This is a genomic window from Kribbella caucasensis (assembly GCF_004361855.1).
GTDB classification, from domain to species: Bacteria; Actinomycetota; Actinomycetes; order Propionibacteriales; family Kribbellaceae; genus Kribbella; species Kribbella caucasensis.
In genome coordinates this window covers 199,675-216,720 of the sequence record NZ_SNWQ01000003.1, presented here as the reverse complement: position 1 = coordinate 216,720, position 17,046 = coordinate 199,675, and the positions used below count along the sequence as shown (strand labels likewise).

Sequence of the window (17,046 nt, the reverse complement as noted above, 5' to 3'; positions counted from 1 at the left end):
ATTCACCCGGCGATCAGCCGGATGCCGACAGCGCCTGGATAGAAGGCGAAAGCGATGGTCACGGGTAGAACCAGGAACACAACGGGCACCATCATCGACACCTCACGCCGCGCACCGGACTCGATCAGCTCGCGCCGGTTCGCCTCCCGGATGTCGCCCGCCTGCGCCCGCAGTACGTCGGCCAGCGGGGTGCCGCGTTCGAGTGCGACCGCGAGCCCGTCGGCGAACCGGGACAACGCGACCAGCCCGGTCCGATCCGCCAGACCGTCGAGCGCACGCACCAACGGCTCCCCCGCGCGGGTCTCGGCCAGCACCCGCTGCAACTCCACGGCCAGCTCACCCCGGCACGACCGCGCAACCCGATCCAGCGCGGCCGCCGGACCCTCACCAGCCGCGACCGACAACGCCAGAAGCTCAGCCACGGTAGGAAGTTCGGCCAGCAACCGCCGCTCCCGACGCCGCACCTGGGAGGTCAGATACGTGTCCCGCGACAGCACCCCTATCACTCCGAGGAATCCGCAAAGCACTAGTAGTCCGACCGGATTGCCGACGCCGAACGACAACGCCACCAGGGCAACCAGCAACCCAGCCCCGAACCCAGCGGTCCCCCAGAGCACCTGCTCGATCCGGAACTCCTCCACACTCCGATCGATCCCCGCTCGCGCCAATCGCCGCCGGATCGACGCGGCCGCGCCAAGAATCCGCTCGAGCCGAACCGCACCCGCCCGCAACGAGGGACCGAACAACCGCAGAATCGCCGCGAACGGCGAACCCGAATCGGTCACCCCGACAAACACGTCGCCGCCACCGAGATCACGGAGATACGGCCCGATCCGATCATCGATCGACGGCTTGCGCAGGAACGGCAATCGCCGGATCACCAGCAGCAGGCTGACCCCGAACAGTCCACCGAGAAGACCTCCGAGCACGGCCGGGCTCATCGCAGTACTCGTTCCGGCTCGGGCAGTCGGCCGATGCGCAGCATCAACCGATACGCGATCACACAGACCGCCGCACCGACACCGATGATCAGCGCGCCCATCGGTGAGTTGTACCGCTGGATCACATCGCCTTGAAAGGAAAGGAGTCCCAGCACCAACCACGGCGCGGCAACTGCGACCCGGGCACCGTTGACCGACCATGCCTGGCGTGATTCCAGCTCTGATCTCGTCCGGGCGTCGTCGCGGAGGAAGCTCGACAACGACCGCAGCAGCCGGCCGAGATCCCCACCACCCACCTCGCGCGCGATCCGCAACGCCTCCACCACGCGATCCCCGACCGGATCCGCGAGCCGCTCCTTCAACCGGTCAAGCGAATCCGCGAACCGCCCAGTCGACGCATAATCCGACCCGAACCGCTTGAACGGCTCCCGCAACGGCAGCGGCCCTCGCTCCCCGACCTGAGCCAACGCCTCGGACAGCGACAACCCGGCCCTGACCGCGGAGGCGACGTTGTCCACCACATCCGGCCACAACTCCCGGAACTCCGCCAGCCGCTTCCGCGCGCGAGCTTTCAGCAGAGCCACCGGTACGCCGCCGGCCATCACCCCGAACACCGCACCCACCGGCAACGCGGCCGTCACCAGAAACATCAGCACGAACGCGACGAACCCCGTGATGACGCAGGCCCCGATGAACGCTCCCGGTGTCACGCCCTCCACGCCGGCGCTGGCCAGCAGGTCTCGCGCCTTCGAGACCAGCCGCCCGTCGGACCGCACCCTGTCCTCAGCCGGAGCGACGAAAGACCAGATGATCAACAGCAGTCCGATCCCGAAGAAGAGCCCGAGCAGAAGTCCCATCAACTCACCCCCGGCGGCAACTCGGTGAGCAACCCGGACGGCGAATACCCCGCCTGCTGGAACCTCTCGGGATGCGGCAACTGCCCCTCGGCCCGACGCAGAACACCCTCGAAGGTGCCGAACACCGTCTCGGTCTCGATCGCCTGGTCCTCGATCCGCCCGCTCACCGCGACGATCTCCCGCACCCTTCGCTGCCCGTCCGCACCGATCCCGAGGTGCAGGACCAGATCGACACACCCGGCAACGGTCGGCAGCACGAACCGGGATCCGATGTTCTCGCCGGCGAGCAATGGCAGCGTGCACATCTTGGTCAGCGCCTCGCGTGCCGAGTTCGCGTGGATCGTGCACATGCCCGGGAGTCCAGAGTTCAACGCCAGCAGGAGATCCAGGCACTCCTCACCCCGGACCTCGCCGACGATCACCCGGGACGGCCGCATTCGCAGCGACTCCTTGACCAGGTCGCGCAGCCGGACCTCACCGGTCCCCTCCAGGCCAGCTTGCCGCGTCTGCATCGACACCCAGTCGGGAATCGGCAGCTTGATCTCGAAGACCTCTTCGCAGCTGATCACCCGTTCGCTGCCCGGAATCGAGCCGGCCAGCGCGTTCAGCATCGTGGTCTTGCCCGCCTGCGTGCCACCCGACACCAGGATGTTGAGGCCGACGGCAACGGCCGCGTCCAGCACCGCGGCCGCGTGCGGCGTCAGCGAGCCGAGCGCGACCAGATCCGCCAACCTGGTCGCCCGCACGGTGAACTTGCGGATGTTAATCGCCGCATACCTTTGGGTGATCCCGCCGAGCACGATGTGCACGCGGCTCCCGTCCGGCAGTCGCGCGTCGGTGAACGGCTGGGACACGTCGATCCGCCGCCCGGTGGTCTTCAGCATCCGCTCGACCAGGTCACCGACCTCCTCCTCGGTCAACACGGTCGTGGTCAGCTCGTGCCGACCCTCGCGGGCGATGAACACGCGGGAGGGCTCGTTGATCCAGATCTCCTCGACCGCCGGATCGTCGAGATACCGCTGCAGCGGCCCGAACCCGGCCACCCGGTCGTGCACCTCGCGGCTGACCGCCTCGAGATCGCCGATCGGCGGCACGATCCCGGTCAGGCTGCGTTCGTCGTACTCGCGCACGACCTTCGCCACGATTCTCTGCACCGAGGCCGGATTCCGCAGCGGATCGATCCCTTCGCGCCGAACCACATCCCGCACCTGCGCGTCGATCAGCTCGACCGCCGCCCCCAGCTCCGCCCGGCCGGCCCCGTTGCCCCTGGCAAACCGGTCGGGTGGCGCCGCCCCGTCACCTCGTGGCGACCAGTCGGGCCGGGGCGTGACGAGTCTGTCGGCGGTCATCCCGTCTCCCCGTGGTTGTCCGGCGGCGACCAGTTCGTCACCGTGCGCGACCATCCTCGCAAGCCAGGGGTCCACCGCGCCATCCCACTCCACCCAACCTGTGGACAACTCAACCCGTGTAACACGTCCGCCCGCCCACCGCGTCGTACAGGGTGAGACCAAGACCGAGAGGCAGCGATGAGACCAACGAACGACTTCGAGGAGTTCGCCAGAGCGCGGACTCCTCACCTCTACCGGACGGCCTGGTTGCTGGCGGGCGATCGGTACCACGCCGAGGATCTGGTCCAGGAGACGCTGGCGAAGATGTTCCGGGCCTGGCGCGGGATCCAGCGGATCGACAACCCGGCGGCCTACGCGCAGACGGTGCTGGCCCGGACGTTCGTGTCGCAACGGCGCCGGCGTAGCTGGTCCGAGCAGCCGACCGAGGTGCTGCCGGACCGGGTGGAACGCCCCGGCGACCATGAACTGCGGTTGTCACTGCAACAGGCGCTGGCCGAACTCGCGCCACTCGATCGGGCGGTACTGGTGCTGCGGTTCTTCGAAGATCGCAGCGTCGAACAGGTCGCGCTCGATCTCGGCAAGAACGCCGGCGCGATCAGGACCCGGACCTCACGCGCCCTCGACCGGTTGCGCACGGTCCTCGGCGACGACGTCAACCTGATCGCTCTCTGACCAGCAGGAGAACCCGATGAACAATCTGAACGACACGCTGCCCGACCTGATGCGCCGGGCCACCGAGGACCTCGAACCGGAATCCACCGACCTGGTCGAACGCGGCATGCGCCGTGGCGCAGTACTACGCCGTCGCCGTACCGCCCTGCTCAGCGTCAGCGGCGCGGCTGCCGTACTGGCCACAGCCGGCATCATCGTCGGCGGCTCAACCCTGTTCGCCGGTGCAGGTGGTGACACGTCTGTCGCCGGTACGACGAATCCGCCGACGCCGATGACCTCCGTCAAGCCCACGCCGATCCCGGCTGTGACTCCGCAAGAGACACTGGCAACGCTGAAGAAACTCGTTGCTCCGAGTGGAGCGAAGATCACCCGCCCGGAGGCACGCGGCGGGGGCGTCAAGGACGGTTTCGTCGCCGCGAGCGTGGTCCTGGACGACGGAAAGGGCCTGTCCCTGATCGACGTACTGGTCGAGCAGAAGCCGAAGACGAACTGCACGGACACGCCGACCGGGAGTTGCACGGTCCGGGCAGACGGTTCGGTCGTTGTGAGCTTGAGCGAATCCCCGGAGTACCCCCGGGACGGCAACCCCGGCGGCGTGATCTCCAACTACGTGACCGTCTACCGGGCCGACGGCACGGCCGTGCACATGACCAACTACAACGCGCCGCTGGAGAAGAACGCCGGGCAGACTCGCCCCAAGCCGGTGTACTCCGCAGCCGCTCTGGTACAGCTGGCCGTCAGCAAGCTCTGGGAGGCCCCGCCCGCCGTTGCCGGCAAGCCGCAGCCGACAGACACCGGCAAGGTCAAGCCGACCAAGTAGTCAGCGATGCACCAGGGTGTGCTCGAAGGCGTAGCGCGATGCACGGAACAGGTGTGACCCGTACTCGACGGCCCGGCCGTGGTCGTCGTAGGTGATCCGAGTGGTCGCCAAGAGGGGGTAGCCCGGCTCCTCGGACAGGAGCCGGGCTTGCTCTGCCGTGGCCGGCACTGCGGAGATGGTCTGGTGCGCAACCTTCAGGCGCACCCCTTCCGCCCGGAGCAGCTCGTACAGCCCCCGCTCGGCCAGTGTGCTCGGATCCGTGTCCAGCAGCTCCGCAGGCAACCAGTTGCGCATCAGCGCCAGTGGTTCGCCGTCAGCCCTGCGGAGACGTTCCATGCGCAGTACGCGATCCCCTGCCTCACACTGCAGCGCTGTCGCGACCTCACTACTCGCAGGGGCGATACCGAACCGCAGTACTTCGGTCTCCGGCTTGCGGTGCGCCGCCGCGAGGTCGTCGTACAGACTGGTGAGCTCCAGCGAGCGCCGCACCTGCCCGGAGCTGCCAACCACCTGCGTCCCGACCCCACGCTTGCGCACCAGCAGCCCCTGGTCGACCAACCGCGCGATGGCCTGCCGAACAGTCGGCCGGCTCAGCCCGTACGCCTCGGCGAGGTCCACCTCATTACTCAGCCGGGAACCGACCGGAAGGTCACCGTCGTGGATCGCCGCCTCGAGCTGCTGCGCCAACTGAACATGCAGAGGTATGCGACTGTTGCGATCGACACTGACCTGGATGGTGCTCATGCGCACATCTTGGGCTGTCCAGGCCCACCCGTCGAGTCACAGCCCACATTTGATCAGATCTCTTCCTTTGTGAATGCGGCCCGGAATCGACGGAGCGCAAGCTCACTGTCGCTTTCGGCGAACACTCCGGAACACACCGTCCCGTTGACTCCAGGATGCTCTCGCCGATCCGCTCCGGACTGCTTTCCTGCTGCGACTTCGTCAGGGCCAGCGGGACCCGCAACGCGTTGCGAGCGCCCTGGCCCGTGACCGCCCCGGCGAGGTGCACCATCGCACTCCTCAGCAAACGCCCTCGCCACCACACTCGACTGACAACCTGACCGCCGACCGCAACGGCTCCCCCTCGGCCAACCTCCGCAGGTTGGCCCGGAGCACGACTATGTCAATGGTTCCGCCGGATTGACATCGGCGATCTCCAAAACCCTCATCGCCTCACTCCTGAATCTCTCCAGATCGCCGAACCAATCCGGATAGCTACCTCGTGATGTGAAGAACTTAACCGTCGTCCCGTGCGACAAATAGTCGTCGTCAACACCGACACTAATCACGGCCGCAACTCGGTCCGATCCCGGCATTCCGGTCGCCCGCCTGAGAGCCGCCCTAGCGAACCCATCGGCGCGAGCGGCAACAGCAGGAAGGAAATGATCACGATCTTCGTCGAGGTCGCCGTCCGGTACGCGGACATCGTTGATCTCATACTCCCGCTCACCAACGGACGCCGGGTCGCAAGGCCAGGTTGCCGCATGGCCACCCACGCCAACCAGCAGCAAGGCGCCACAGTCAGCCGTGTACCAGCCAGCATCGAGGATCTCCGCGAGTTCTCCGGCCGGCTCCGATGCCTCATCCGCCTCCGCCAGCGACATCAAGGAACGCATCGACAAATTCTGTCGCATCAGCTACCTAACTCCGGACTCTTCTCAGACGTTCGACGGTCGCGTTCCTAGACTGTTTCCGACGAGCGGGGCTACCAGACGCACCAACTTCCGCTGAATGGCTCGCAGTGTCTTGACTGTCACTTCGTCAGACCAGCCAGTCGTGGTCGGCCACTCATATCCCGAACCGACCACGTCACTGGAAAATGCAATCTCCGTAGCAAGGAGCGCCCGCGCCCAGTCCATCGGTTCAAGGGATTCCCATGCCACGAGGGCAGATCGGATCCTACTGCACTGGGCGGGCAAGTCCGTCGCGCTGATGAAACCCATTGCCACGGCAAACTCCTCAGTACAGCGAGCTGGGCCACTCCATTCCATCAGGCCCCTCCGAAGCAGCTGAACCTCGTCATCTGTTAGCAGCAATTCCTCTGCTGACTTCTTAGTCATTGCCTGGGCCTCTCAATCCAGATCGTTGTTCCAATACTCATCCACCCTATCCGCCCCGCGGTAAAAGACGGCTCCACCGTCGTCCTGCAGACGGTCATGGACTACGATCGTCTCGCCATCCTGACCCAGATATGCCTTCCGACTATTGCTTAGATCCTTTGCGCGAAGGGATTGCTCATGACGTCCTTGACATGCGCCCCTTGATCGCTGGCAGACATGCCCGGAAACTCCGATGCATTCTATGGGCTCTATTCACGTGAGTGTGAATGGCGGCCGGTGTGGTATGCCAGGTTTAGTGCGACTGGTCCGCAGGTGAGCATGATGAGTGCGAGAGCTGCTTCGGCGGTGTGGAATCCGTAGGCGCGGTTGATGATGAGGCGGACCTTGTTGTTGAGGCCTTCGTGGCGGCCGTTGGATAGTCCGCTGACTTTGCCGTCACCGCCCCGTCAAGCACCCCAGAAGCTCCACCCGGCATTTCTTCACGGGTGGGACTTCTTCAGCTTCATTGCCGCTGAGGCTATTCCGTGTTACGCGTTTCCCGATCCGTCAAGAACGAATGAAGTTCGTCGAAGAGAACGGCGACCGCTTCGCTGCTCTCACCGTGCGAGGCCGCAACCCAGTAATCGTTGGCTTCATCCGGATAAGCGATTCTGACTACCAGAACCTGCCACACGAGATTGGCGCCAAGTTCCGACTTGGCAGCTAGCCACTCACGAAATCCTTCGAGGAACCTCCATTCGGTCGCGGCATCCATGCCCGTCACAAATGCCGCCGCCTCGCCGAATGTGGTCAAGCCATACAGGTTAGGACGTCTACGCACGTCTGCAAGCCTGTCACGGAGATCCATGTCGTCACCTGCTACCTGGGAGCTGGACTGAAGACGAGGTCGTCACCATACTCGAAATTCGCTCGATATTGGTCAATCGGTTCGCCCCGTCTTCCAGTTGTTGCATCAAACACCCGACCATCCTTGACGACAACATCGTGGTAATTCCACCCACTGTCGATGCCGCGATATTTACCAAGCTGCGGTGCGCCATGCCTATCGGTGATTCGCATGATGTCGCCACCAATGACCGACTGAATATGGTCAGCAACCTTTTCACATCCACCAGTTCCGCAAACCTGCGATGCGGGCATCGGCTTCCAGGACTCGCCCAAGTCCGGGCCACAGGGATCGGAATTGTGTACCAGCACCGGCGTGCCACCTGCGAGTACATAGTACGTGTGCGTGTTGGCGACCGTGAGGTTGTAGACCAGCGCGTCCTGCTGGAACTTTTGGATACCTGTGACAGTGACGACGGCTCCGCTCCGGCCATGGGCGGCGAACTGGTGGCCGACCTGGAGGTCCTCAGCATTCACCCAGCGATGCCGATCCGACACGTAGAAGGGGTGCTCATCGGTAGCCGTCACCGTGGCAGTGGAGGCCAGTCCCAGGACACGCCTCTCGTTGGTGTGGATTTCGACAAGGTGTTTGTAGCCGTTGCCGACAATCACGTGAGTCACGCGTTGTGGAGATGTCTTGCCGGTGGCCGGGTCGGTTGCTATGACCATATCGCCGACCCGCACACGATCGATGCGCGTGTAGGATCCATCTGCCATCAGGACCCGAGTTTCAGGCACAAAGGAGTTGGCACATTTGGCTGCTCCCTTTTCAACTAACTTCGGGACCTTTCGGCCAAGTTTCACGCCTGCAGGTATCCAGCCCCATACCGGTATCGCAGAGGCGCCACTGAGGATGGCATCGAGATACTTCCCTTCAGACGCATGAAGTCCGGCATTCAGGACATCGTAATATTCGCCGACGATCGGCACGAACCCCAAAATATCAAGGCCAAGATGGACCAATTCGGGGTGTGCGGTGTACCACTCCAGCGCCGCTAAATCGTATTGATTTATGCGCGCTCCGGGCAGACCATCCAGCCAGTTCTTCTTTCCTGCATCAGTGACGTCTTCGACGGTGTCGCCCAACGATTTGACCGCGTCCTCATACAATTTATCGAAACTATCGCTGGTCGAACCGGTCCGATCGACGAACCCACCGACAGACTTGGCCGGACGATCAGGCCTGCTCGGACAGAGGACAGGGTTGCCATTGGCGCAGGTGGGCTTTCCTGGAGGCGATACCGGGATGGTCTGGGCGCGGTCTTCCTGGCGTTCGAGTGCTTCCTCGGTCTTCCTGCGGTCTTCGGCTTCCTTCTTGCGGCGCTTGCACTCGGCGTCGCACTTCTTGGGCGGGGGTTCTGAGTTGCACTTCTTCTTGCAGCCATCGCCTGGCCTGGGCGGATCGCAATTCTTCTTGCAACCGGGCACAGGCCCTTCTTCATCACAGTTCTGGACGCAGCCGCCCTCATGCTCGCTGTCGTCACCACCACCGTCGTCTCCGCCACCGCCACCGCCACCGCCACCGCCGCCGCCGCCGCCATCGTTCCCTCCACCGACCCATTTGCACACAAGCACAGGCCCGTCGAGCATTTTCCATTCACAGATGTGCTTGAGCTCACCAGCTTCTGGATCGATCGCCTTGTTGCCTGTCGGGTCGATCATGGTGACTGGATTACCGGCGCCGTACGCATAGAGGTTCGGAAGCGCCGAAGATTCGCCCGCCGCGTAAGTCATGGTGTCGCGGGAGTTGAAGGTGCCGGATTCGGGGTTGTACCAGCGGGCGCCTTGGTTGACGTCGCCGCTGCGGGGGTCGGTCCAGTCGCCCTGGTAGCCGACTCGGTACTTCAGGCCGTTGGCTGAGGTCGAGTTGCCGAACGGGTCGTAGGTGCGTGAATCCGGCAGACCTGTCGCCAATGAGCCGTCGGTTGGGTCGAAGCCGCCGATGATGTCGCCGTGGCGGTCTGCCAGGACCAAGCGCTTCGTGGTTTCGTAGCCGACCGAGAGCAGGCCATCGCCTGCGCTCCGGCCGAAGCTCTGGGTTCCATCAGTAACAACTTCGTCGCTGAAGCCTGCGTATCGCATCCGAGCGGTGCCGGCCATCACCGGACGGTCGAGCGCGTCGTAAGTGAAGTCGCGGTCCGAGTTGCGGATCATGCGATCGAAGGCGTCGAAAGTGAACGACTCGGTCGTGCCCGCGGTTGTCTTCGAGAGGAGAGCGCCGCGCGGCGAGTAGGTGTAGTCCGAGGTTCCGTCGTTGATCAGGCGGTTGCGCTCGTCGTACTGCGCGAGCTTGGTGCCCGCCTTCGTACGGTTACTGGCCTCGTCCCAGCCGTACTCGGTGGTCTTGGAGCCGACAGTCCAGGACGTAAGTCGGCCCAATTGGTCGTAGACGTAGGTGTTGTCGCCGGCTCCCGCGACGCCGGTCGTCTTCTTGCTGGTGACATTGTTGTCGGCGTCATAGCCGTAGGTCATCGATGACACCAGAGTCTGGGTCGCCCCGGTCTTCAGCGTTTCTGAATTCAACCGGCCGAAGGCGTCGTAGCCGACCGTTCGGATACGACCGAGGCCGTAGTCGATCGAGTTCAGCTGACCTGCGGTGTTGTAGCCCAACGTCTGGATCGTCCGGGTCACCGGATCGGTGACTGTGGTCGGCCGACCGTCGGTGTAAGTGAAGTCCGCCGTGCCAGCAGCGTCGATCCGCTGGGTGAGCAACCCGTCCGCATCGTAGCCGTGCGTCGACGTGCCCGAGGGTCCGTCGGCGCGGAGTAGCAGTCCGCGGTCGTTGTAGGTGTAGGTGTTGACACCATCCAGCGAGCTCGAGGTGTTCAGTCGACCGGCGAGGTCGTAAGTGAGGTCACGCGTGGCCGTCGAGGCCTCAGCTCCGGCGCCTTCCTCCTTGGCCAGGCGTCCGGCTGCGTCGAAGGAGCGAGTCCGTTGCACGCCGCCCGGCGACAGGAGCGAAAGCGGGTTTCCGGCGGCATCATAGCTGGCGGTCCAGGTCCGGTCGGCGACAGCCGGATGTGCGGTCGTCGACGGCTCGATCACCTTCTCGGGTAGACCGAGCGAGTTGACCGTGTAGATCGTTGAGTTCCCGCGACCGTCTGTGTAGCGAGTGCGGTTCCCCTCGGCGTCGTAGCCGTAGCCGATGGTGATCGAATCTGCTGCTGTGACGGGATCGACTTGCCTCGTCAAACGTCCTAGAGCGTCATAGGTGTAGGTCGTCGGTCGCTTGCCGCTCGCAGGCGTCGACGTCAGTACGTTGCCGTCCGCGTCGTAGGTGAGCTGCCTCGTGCCGAGGGAGTTGTTCGCGGCATCGAGTGTCTTCGCCGCTACGAGCAACCCTGCCTTGTTGTAGGTGGCAACGCTGCTGCGGCCGAGGCCGTCGCTGTTCCGAACCTGTCGGCCGACATAGTCGTACCCGACCTTGGTCAAGACCCCGTTCGGATCGGTCGACTGCGTCAACTGGCCGAGCGAGTCGTAGGTATTCGTAGCTGTCGCACCGGACGGCGTCTCCGCCTTGACGACATTACTCATGTCGTCGTAGGTCAGTCTGGTGACGAAGTTGCCCGCGACAGGCTTCCGTTCGACATCGGTCGACGTGATCAGCCGGTCGAGGTCGTCGTACGTGAACTTCTGGACGGCTCCGAGTGGATCCGTCGAGGACTCGAGATCCCCGTTGGGTGTGTAGGTCAGTTTCGTCAGGGCGCGCTCGTCGTTGGTCTTATCGGGAGCGTCGACCTGAATCTGCTGGTTGAGGTGATCGTAAGTGAACCGGGTGGCACTGCCTCGCTCGTCGATCTGTGCGAGGACGTTGCCGACCGCGTCGTACTGGAAGCGCGCCTTCGGCGTGAGCGGTTGACCGCCGCCCGGCGGCGTGTAGGCGGCGCCGGCAACCTCGATCGGACGACCGAGCTTGTCGAAGACGGACTTCGTAATGTTGCCGAGTGCATCCTTGTTGGAGGTTGCCTGGCCGAACGCGCCGTACCCGACAAGAGCGGTCGGCTGGACGTCGGTCGGCTGTCCTCCTTCGTGTTCCGACTGGACCTTCGGCGACACGGTTCGGATCTGCCGACCGAGCTCGTCATAGCCGTACGCGGTGGTGAAGTCGGCTTTGACGGCACCAGCCGCATTCCCGCGCGGCCGGGTCTCAGACGTCTTCAGACCACGCTGGTCGTAGGTCCAGGAGGTGGTCAGGAACGAGCCGTCTGTGTTCTGGACCTTCTGCTCGAGCATCCGGCCCGCACTGTCGAAGACATAGTTGGTGAGGTCCGTGATCGCGGTCGGTCCGGCGATGTCGGCGTTGGACCATCCACCGGTGGTCTCGCGCTTGGTGACGTTGCCGGCGGGATCGTAGGTGTCCGTCGCCTTGCGCTTAAGACCCAGTGGATCGACCGTTGTCGTCACCACACGACCGGCAGCGTCGAAGGTGTAGTCCGTGATGGTCTTGCCGTTGTCGCTCACCGAACGAGTCCGGTTGCCGGCTCCGTCGTAGGTGTTGGTCTCGAGGACGAAGTCACGCGTGGTGCCGTCTGGGTTGTGGAAGCCGGTCCGCGTCACCGTCTTCAACGAGTCGTCACCGTTGTAGGTGAAGTTGGTGACGCGCTTCATCGCGTCGATCTCGGTGGACTTCCGCCCGGCCGGGTCGTACCAGGTCGTCTTACGGACCGTGTAGTCGACGCCCTCCGTCGGGCCGTCCTCAGGAGTGGTCTCGGGGTCCGCGTTCGGGTCGCCTCGCAGATTGGCGTCCCGAACCTCGGTCAGCAGGTTAAGGTCGTTGTAGGCATACTCCCAGCGCGTGCCCTTTGCGTCCTCCGACCAGGTCTTGTTGCCGAACTGGTCGTAGCCCTGCTGACTCTCCTTGCCGTCGGGGTCGACGCTGCGAGTCAGGCGTCCTCGGTCGTCGTACTCGAACGTGGTCGTGCGAGGTTCGTCCTGGGTTTGCAGGTCCTTGGCAGTCGACTTCGACACGTTGCCGTCGTCGTCATACTCGAGCTCTGCTTGTTGTTGGTGCTTCTCGCCGGTGACAGCATCCGTGGTGAGCGGGCCGGTGATGCGGACGATCCGCGACATCTTGTCGTACGCGTACGTGGTGGTGACGCCATCCGGGTAGGTGTCCGACACCTGGGTCTCGGTCAGCTTGCGGCCGATTTCGTCATAGGTGTACCTGGTGACCAGCCCTGATGGCGCGGTCAGCTGAACCAGTTGCCCGTGCTGGTTGTAGAGGTACTGCGTTTGCGCCGTCGTGGTGGCCGTGACCTTGCTCGTTGACGTCCGGAGCAGACCGGGTGGCATTGGCTTGCCGTCCGGACCAGCGGCTACGCCGTCTGTGAAGGTGTAGTTGACTTCGCCCCCGTCCGGGCTGCGCTCGGTGATGAAGTCACCGGCGGCATTGAGAGATGTACTGCGGCGGTAGGTGTCGTCCGTCGAACCACTGGACCGCCCGTCCCGGAAGATGGCCAACCTGTCCCAGCGCGGGTCGAGCGGACTCCACGCGGTGTTGGCGTGGTAGACGCTGTACTCCGTCCGGCAGTCGGTGGCTCCCGTCCGGCACGTCTTGGTCGAAGCCACGTTGCCACGCGAGTCGTACGTCATGCTGGCTTCGGCGCCAACCTCGTTCGTGACCTTCGTCAGCTTGCCGGTTTTGTCGTGCGTGAAACTGCGGATGCCGTAGCCGGAGCGCGGCCAATCGATCGCGACGTCGAGGGCCGGCGACGAGGAGTGGTCCTCGGGTCGGGTCCGCGATCCCAGCGGCCGGCCGGTCCGGAGCAGCCACCCCGCAAGTGCGTCGTACTCGTAAACGTAGGAACGGTTGGCCGGGTCCGTGACTCGAACCGTACGCCGTAGATCGGTGCTGTCGCCGGTGATCTGTGGTCTGCCGATGACCCAGGAGCCACCGTTCGCGTCGACGTACTCCGCGACGCGGTCATCGGCTTGAACGTAGCTGAGCTGGGCGAGCGTACGACCGGCCGGCGATGTGATGGACGTCAACTGATCCGCGGGGTTCCGGCCCAATTGGTTGTGCGCTTGCACGTCTCGTGCGTCGATCGGATGGGAGTAGAGGGCAACCTCATCGATCAGACCATCGAAGTAGCGCGTGGTCTCGGTGCCCCAACCGGCCCAGTCGGATGCCCTGGCGGTCGATGCCGCACCGATCTGACCGATTGGGAAGTAGTCGTTGTTGATCGTGCCGGTGTCCAGTGTGCCCACCGACACGCCGTCAAGGTAGAGCGTCTGCACGCCGTTCGACGCAGAGAGCGCGACGTGGTGCCACTGATTGTCGTTGACCGCAGTTGCTGAAGTGATGGGCGAGGCAGCGCCTTGCCAGTACTGACCTCGAAGCTTGCCGTCGCTGCCGACATAGACCAGCGGCATGCCCGCAGTCGGAGTCGTGCCGAGCGCCTTGTTCTGATAGCCGATCAACGGCTGCGAGCCAGCGGCGCCAGTCTTGAACCACATCTCCACCGCGGCATCGCGGCTGCGGTTGACGAGACCGTTCTTCAACCCGACCGAGGACTTGGCCGCCGAACCGGCGAACCGGACCGACTTGTCGGACTCTCCGACGCCGGCCAGCGCGGACTCCTGGTCGGTTTGGACCCCGGCCATCAGCCCGAGTTCCCGGCGCATGGTGATGTCGATCTCGTTGAACGCGAAGACCTGGGTCACGCCATCCGAGAGTCGATAGTAGGCGTCCGGCTTGCTGTCGAGAACAGCGCTTCGGTAGTGAGACCCCTGCTCGGAGCCGTACGTCGTGCACTCCTGCTCTGCATTGCAGGACTTGGTCAGCACATCACCGGAGTACTCATACGTCCAAGTGAGCGGGGCACCACCGACCGGCTCAGTGGTGACCGAGGCGACGTGCTTCTTGTCTGGCGTCCAAGCAAAGCTGAGCTTTCGACCGGCGCCGTCCTGGCTGGCCGCAGACTCAAGGGTGCCGTCAGATCGGTAGGTGAGTGCCAGCGGCTTGCCCTGTGCTCCGAAGATCTTCGAAAGCTTGCCGTTACTGCTCGCAAATTCGTACTTCGTCCCCGGTGCGATCTGCAGAGTCCAGGGTCCGACCGGCTCGCCCGTCAGAATCGCCTTGGAACCTCTGGGCCCCGAGTACGTACCGTCAAGGTTGTAAGCAAAACGGACTTGCCGGCCGTCCGGATACGTCACCAGAGCGTTGAATAGGCCCTCGCGCTGAACTCGCATGTCGTAGCGACTGGACCAACCGGCGCCGAAGGCACCGTCGCGCCGCGGGTCCAGGCTGTTGTACGTGCGCGCCACATTGAGCTCGGGACCAGCAACCGGGACCACCAGATCGAGTGCGGCCGTTGTGTAGTTCCCGACTTGCGGATCGTACGGCTTGTCCTGGCTCTGAGCTTCGCTGTTCGCAATTCGTGAGGTAATGACGGGTTGCGGCAAGTCGGTGAACAAGGTGATCGGCTGGATCGTACGTACGGTGCCATCGTTGTCGCGGATCCACGGTCGCCACTCGTACTCCTTGTTCCAGGCCAGTTTTAGGCGCGGTACGGTCCACGTCTTAGCGCTGCTGTAATCGCCACTGGTGAAGCAGTCGACCCGGTGATCGGAGCCGACGACTTCGCAGACCTCGAAGCGGAATTGCACTGTGCTCTCAGGCGCGTCAGGATCAACCGCCTCGGCCCATACCTGTGGCGTCAAGGTGCCTGCTTGTGCGCCATTGAGTGGCCAGATGCCGTCGGGATCGACCACCGGAGCGACGTTCTTGACCACAATCTCGGCAACGGCGGGATCGATGCCCCAGTCGGTGAAGGTTCGCGGGATGCTGCCGTCCTGGTGGACCATGGTGAACTCGATGCGGTACTTGATTCCAGCATCACTTCCGGGCAGCTTCTGAACGTCGACAGGCAACGTCATCCTGCCCAGGTGCGACACGATCGTCGGGAACTGAGTCTTCAGCGCGTTCTCGCCGGTGTGGACCTGATTTCCTTGCGTGTCGAACACGCGGTACGTCATGAAGTCCACGCCCGGCTGCCACGTGTAAGCGCCGAGGTTGGTGACCTCGATCGGGAACTTGCCCGGCTTGTCCTGCGTGACGTAGTCCGCAGGCGATTGAGGCTTGAAGACATAGCTCGCGCGGTATGGCGAATGCGTGACCACCAACCGCGGCGGGTTGGCGGTGTCCACGCCGGCGAACTTCTTCCAGGAAGCCGGATCCGTTTGGTTCCGCGCCCGGACAGCGAAGCCCCAGTTGTCGCGTGTGCCATCGGCCAAGCTCTGGACCCAGTCACGGCCGGCGGTCTGCAGTTCGATCGGCTGATACCCGGCCTTGCAGGCAGAGGTCGTCTGCCCGGTGGCGATGTAGCCCTTGGAGAAGCCAGCACCACCGAAGGCCTTGGGTGTCACCGCTGGGCCAGGGAACTTCAATTGCGCCTGCGGGATGTTCTGCCATACCTCCGTGACACCGTGAACGTCGACCCAACGCGCGGCACATGAGCCCGACTGGTAATTCAACAGGTCAAGACGAGCGGTGAAGACCTTGTGATAGCGGAGGGCCGGAACCAGTCCGGGGAACGACAGGTATGTCGCAAACACGTTCCAGCCGGTGCTCGGGCAGACCGTTTGCCCTGCCCCAGGACGGCACCCGATCTGCAATTCCTGACCGCCGTCGATCCCACTGTTCAGGCCAGTGCTGACGGCATAGGTCGGCTTCTGCGACTCGGTCCAGTAGAACGTGGGGTCGACCCGGACCGGATAGACGCGAGCAGGATCGTCGAGCCACGCGTCATCGATGTTCACCTTGAGCGCGGGCTTGCCGTCCATGGTGACGAGCTCGTACCCGACCGCTTTCGAGGTCGCGGGGCCGCCTTGCGCAGTACTGGAATCCTCCATGGAGCCGGCCGGGATCTTCGCCCGCTGGACGCCGTTCTCATCGGTGAGGACGATCTCGTTCCCGACGATCGACGGCGTGAGGTTGTCGGTCAGCTGCAGCGGAAAGGTGTACGACCGGGCTGCGGCCTTCGAGCCGAGGATGATGGTTTCCTTGATCCCAGTCGGCTGTGAGACGAGTTCGAGATCGGCGTACGGGGCGACGCCGGGAAAGAGCACCTTGCCGCCCGACATCTGACCATCGACGCCGGCCGCACCGCTGAGACTCCAGCCCACGTTGTGTCCGTTGCCCAGCTCCATCTGAACCAGCGGCACATTGTCGGCCTTCGGTGCGATCCAGGAGTACACCTCGTTCGAGATGACCTCCCAGCCACCCTTGTCCTCGACGGGCGCGAGGTTCGAGTTGATCTTCGCCCAAGTGCCGTCGGCCTTCTTGAAGTTCAGCGGACCTTGCGAGAAGACCGTGGTCTCGGTCTTGTCGGCGTTCACGAACGTCTGTGAGTACCGGTCGCGCTTCTCCGGCAACTCACGACTGGTCTTCTCGTTGAAGCTGTTCTGGGGATCCTTGGGCGTCGGCGCAGGGAGCTCCTTCAGCAGAGTCTGCGCAGG

Annotated in this window: 10 protein-coding genes and 1 pseudogene; 3 read left to right on the top strand and 8 right to left on the bottom strand. The window is 63.9% G+C overall.

Translation table 11 applies throughout. The features are described from left to right. Positions 1–2: 2 nt before the first annotated feature. From EV643_RS08305 to EV643_RS08295, 3 genes are read right to left on the bottom strand one after another with little or no spacing between them, the layout of a single operon-like run. The gene (locus EV643_RS08305) at positions 3–941 is read right to left on the bottom strand and encodes a type II secretion system F family protein (RefSeq protein ID WP_133799401.1); all 939 of its coding nucleotides are present in this window, start codon (positions 939–941) and stop codon (positions 3–5) included. Then, on the bottom strand, positions 938–1,798 hold the full coding sequence (locus tag EV643_RS08300; RefSeq protein WP_133799400.1) for a type II secretion system F family protein: 861 nt from the start codon (positions 1,796–1,798) through the stop codon (positions 938–940). Before EV643_RS08300 ends, EV643_RS08305 begins: the two co-directional genes overlap by 4 nt. Next, positions 1,798–3,147 carry a TadA family conjugal transfer-associated ATPase gene (locus EV643_RS08295; protein ID WP_238165443.1) on the bottom strand — a complete coding sequence of 450 codons (1,350 nt, stop codon included), beginning with the start codon at positions 3,145–3,147 and terminating at the stop codon, positions 1,798–1,800. The genes EV643_RS08300 and EV643_RS08295 overlap by 1 nt, the downstream gene beginning before the upstream one ends. A 177-nt stretch (positions 3,148–3,324) precedes the next feature. On the opposite strand from EV643_RS08295, the gene EV643_RS08290 reads away from it, so the two are divergent. Both EV643_RS08290 and EV643_RS08285 read left to right on the top strand, forming a co-directional pair. Next, complete coding sequence (locus EV643_RS08290; RefSeq protein WP_133799399.1) at positions 3,325–3,819, top strand: SigE family RNA polymerase sigma factor; 495 nt, start codon at positions 3,325–3,327, stop codon at positions 3,817–3,819. A gap of 16 nt (positions 3,820–3,835) precedes the next feature. Continuing rightward, complete coding sequence (locus EV643_RS08285) at positions 3,836–4,639, top strand: hypothetical protein (RefSeq protein ID WP_133799398.1); 804 nt, start codon at positions 3,836–3,838, stop codon at positions 4,637–4,639. On the opposite strand, the gene EV643_RS08280 is transcribed toward EV643_RS08285, so the two are convergent. The 5 genes and pseudogenes from EV643_RS08280 to EV643_RS08255 form a co-directional block, all read right to left on the bottom strand. Next, complete coding sequence (locus EV643_RS08280; RefSeq protein ID WP_133799397.1) at positions 4,640–5,383, bottom strand: GntR family transcriptional regulator; 744 nt, start codon at positions 5,381–5,383, stop codon at positions 4,640–4,642. Between the two features lie 377 nt (positions 5,384–5,760). Beyond that, positions 5,761–6,258, bottom strand: a complete 498-nt coding sequence (locus EV643_RS08275; RefSeq protein WP_133799396.1) for a hypothetical protein — start codon at positions 6,256–6,258, stop codon at positions 5,761–5,763. A 692-nt stretch (positions 6,259–6,950) separates the two neighbouring features. Further along, positions 6,951–7,112: pseudogene (locus EV643_RS46845) on the bottom strand (hypothetical protein); the annotation flags it as partial. Positions 7,113–7,219: 107 nt separating this feature from the next. Beyond that, entirely contained in the window at positions 7,220–7,495 is a 276-nt protein-coding gene (locus tag EV643_RS08260; RefSeq protein WP_133799394.1) for a hypothetical protein, read from the bottom strand. 65 nt (positions 7,496–7,560) lie between these two features. Beyond that, entirely contained in the window at positions 7,561–16,371 is an 8,811-nt protein-coding gene (locus tag EV643_RS08255) for a polymorphic toxin-type HINT domain-containing protein (RefSeq protein WP_166665352.1), read from the bottom strand. Between EV643_RS08255 and EV643_RS44055 the strand changes: the two genes are divergently transcribed. Further along, positions 16,370–16,675 (top strand): hypothetical protein, encoded by a 306-nt coding sequence (locus EV643_RS44055; RefSeq protein WP_166665351.1) that lies wholly within the window; start codon positions 16,370–16,372, stop codon positions 16,673–16,675. The genes EV643_RS08255 and EV643_RS44055 overlap by 2 nt on opposite strands. Positions 16,676–17,046 lie beyond the last annotated feature (371 nt).

Coding starts and splice junctions, on each gene's coding strand:
- EV643_RS08305 (WP_133799401.1), bottom strand. CDS start 941: ATGAGCCCGGCCGTGCTCGGAGGTCTTCTCGGTGGACTGTTCGGGGTC.
- EV643_RS44055 (WP_166665351.1), top strand. CDS start 16,370: ATGGTGACGAGCTCGTACCCGACCGCTTTCGAGGTCGCGGGGCCGCCT.
- EV643_RS08290 (WP_133799399.1), top strand. CDS start 3,325: ATGAGACCAACGAACGACTTCGAGGAGTTCGCCAGAGCGCGGACTCCT.
- EV643_RS08295 (WP_238165443.1), bottom strand. CDS start 3,147: ATGACCGCCGACAGACTCGTCACGCCCCGGCCCGACTGGTCGCCACGA.
- EV643_RS08285 (WP_133799398.1), top strand. CDS start 3,836: ATGAACAATCTGAACGACACGCTGCCCGACCTGATGCGCCGGGCCACC.
- EV643_RS08255 (WP_166665352.1), bottom strand. CDS start 16,371: ATGGACGGCAAGCCCGCGCTCAAGGTGAACATCGATGACGCGTGGCTC.
- EV643_RS08275 (WP_133799396.1), bottom strand. CDS start 6,258: ATGCGTTCCTTGATGTCGCTGGCGGAGGCGGATGAGGCATCGGAGCCG.
- EV643_RS08300 (WP_133799400.1), bottom strand. CDS start 1,798: ATGGGACTTCTGCTCGGGCTCTTCTTCGGGATCGGACTGCTGTTGATC.
- EV643_RS08280 (WP_133799397.1), bottom strand. CDS start 5,383: ATGAGCACCATCCAGGTCAGTGTCGATCGCAACAGTCGCATACCTCTG.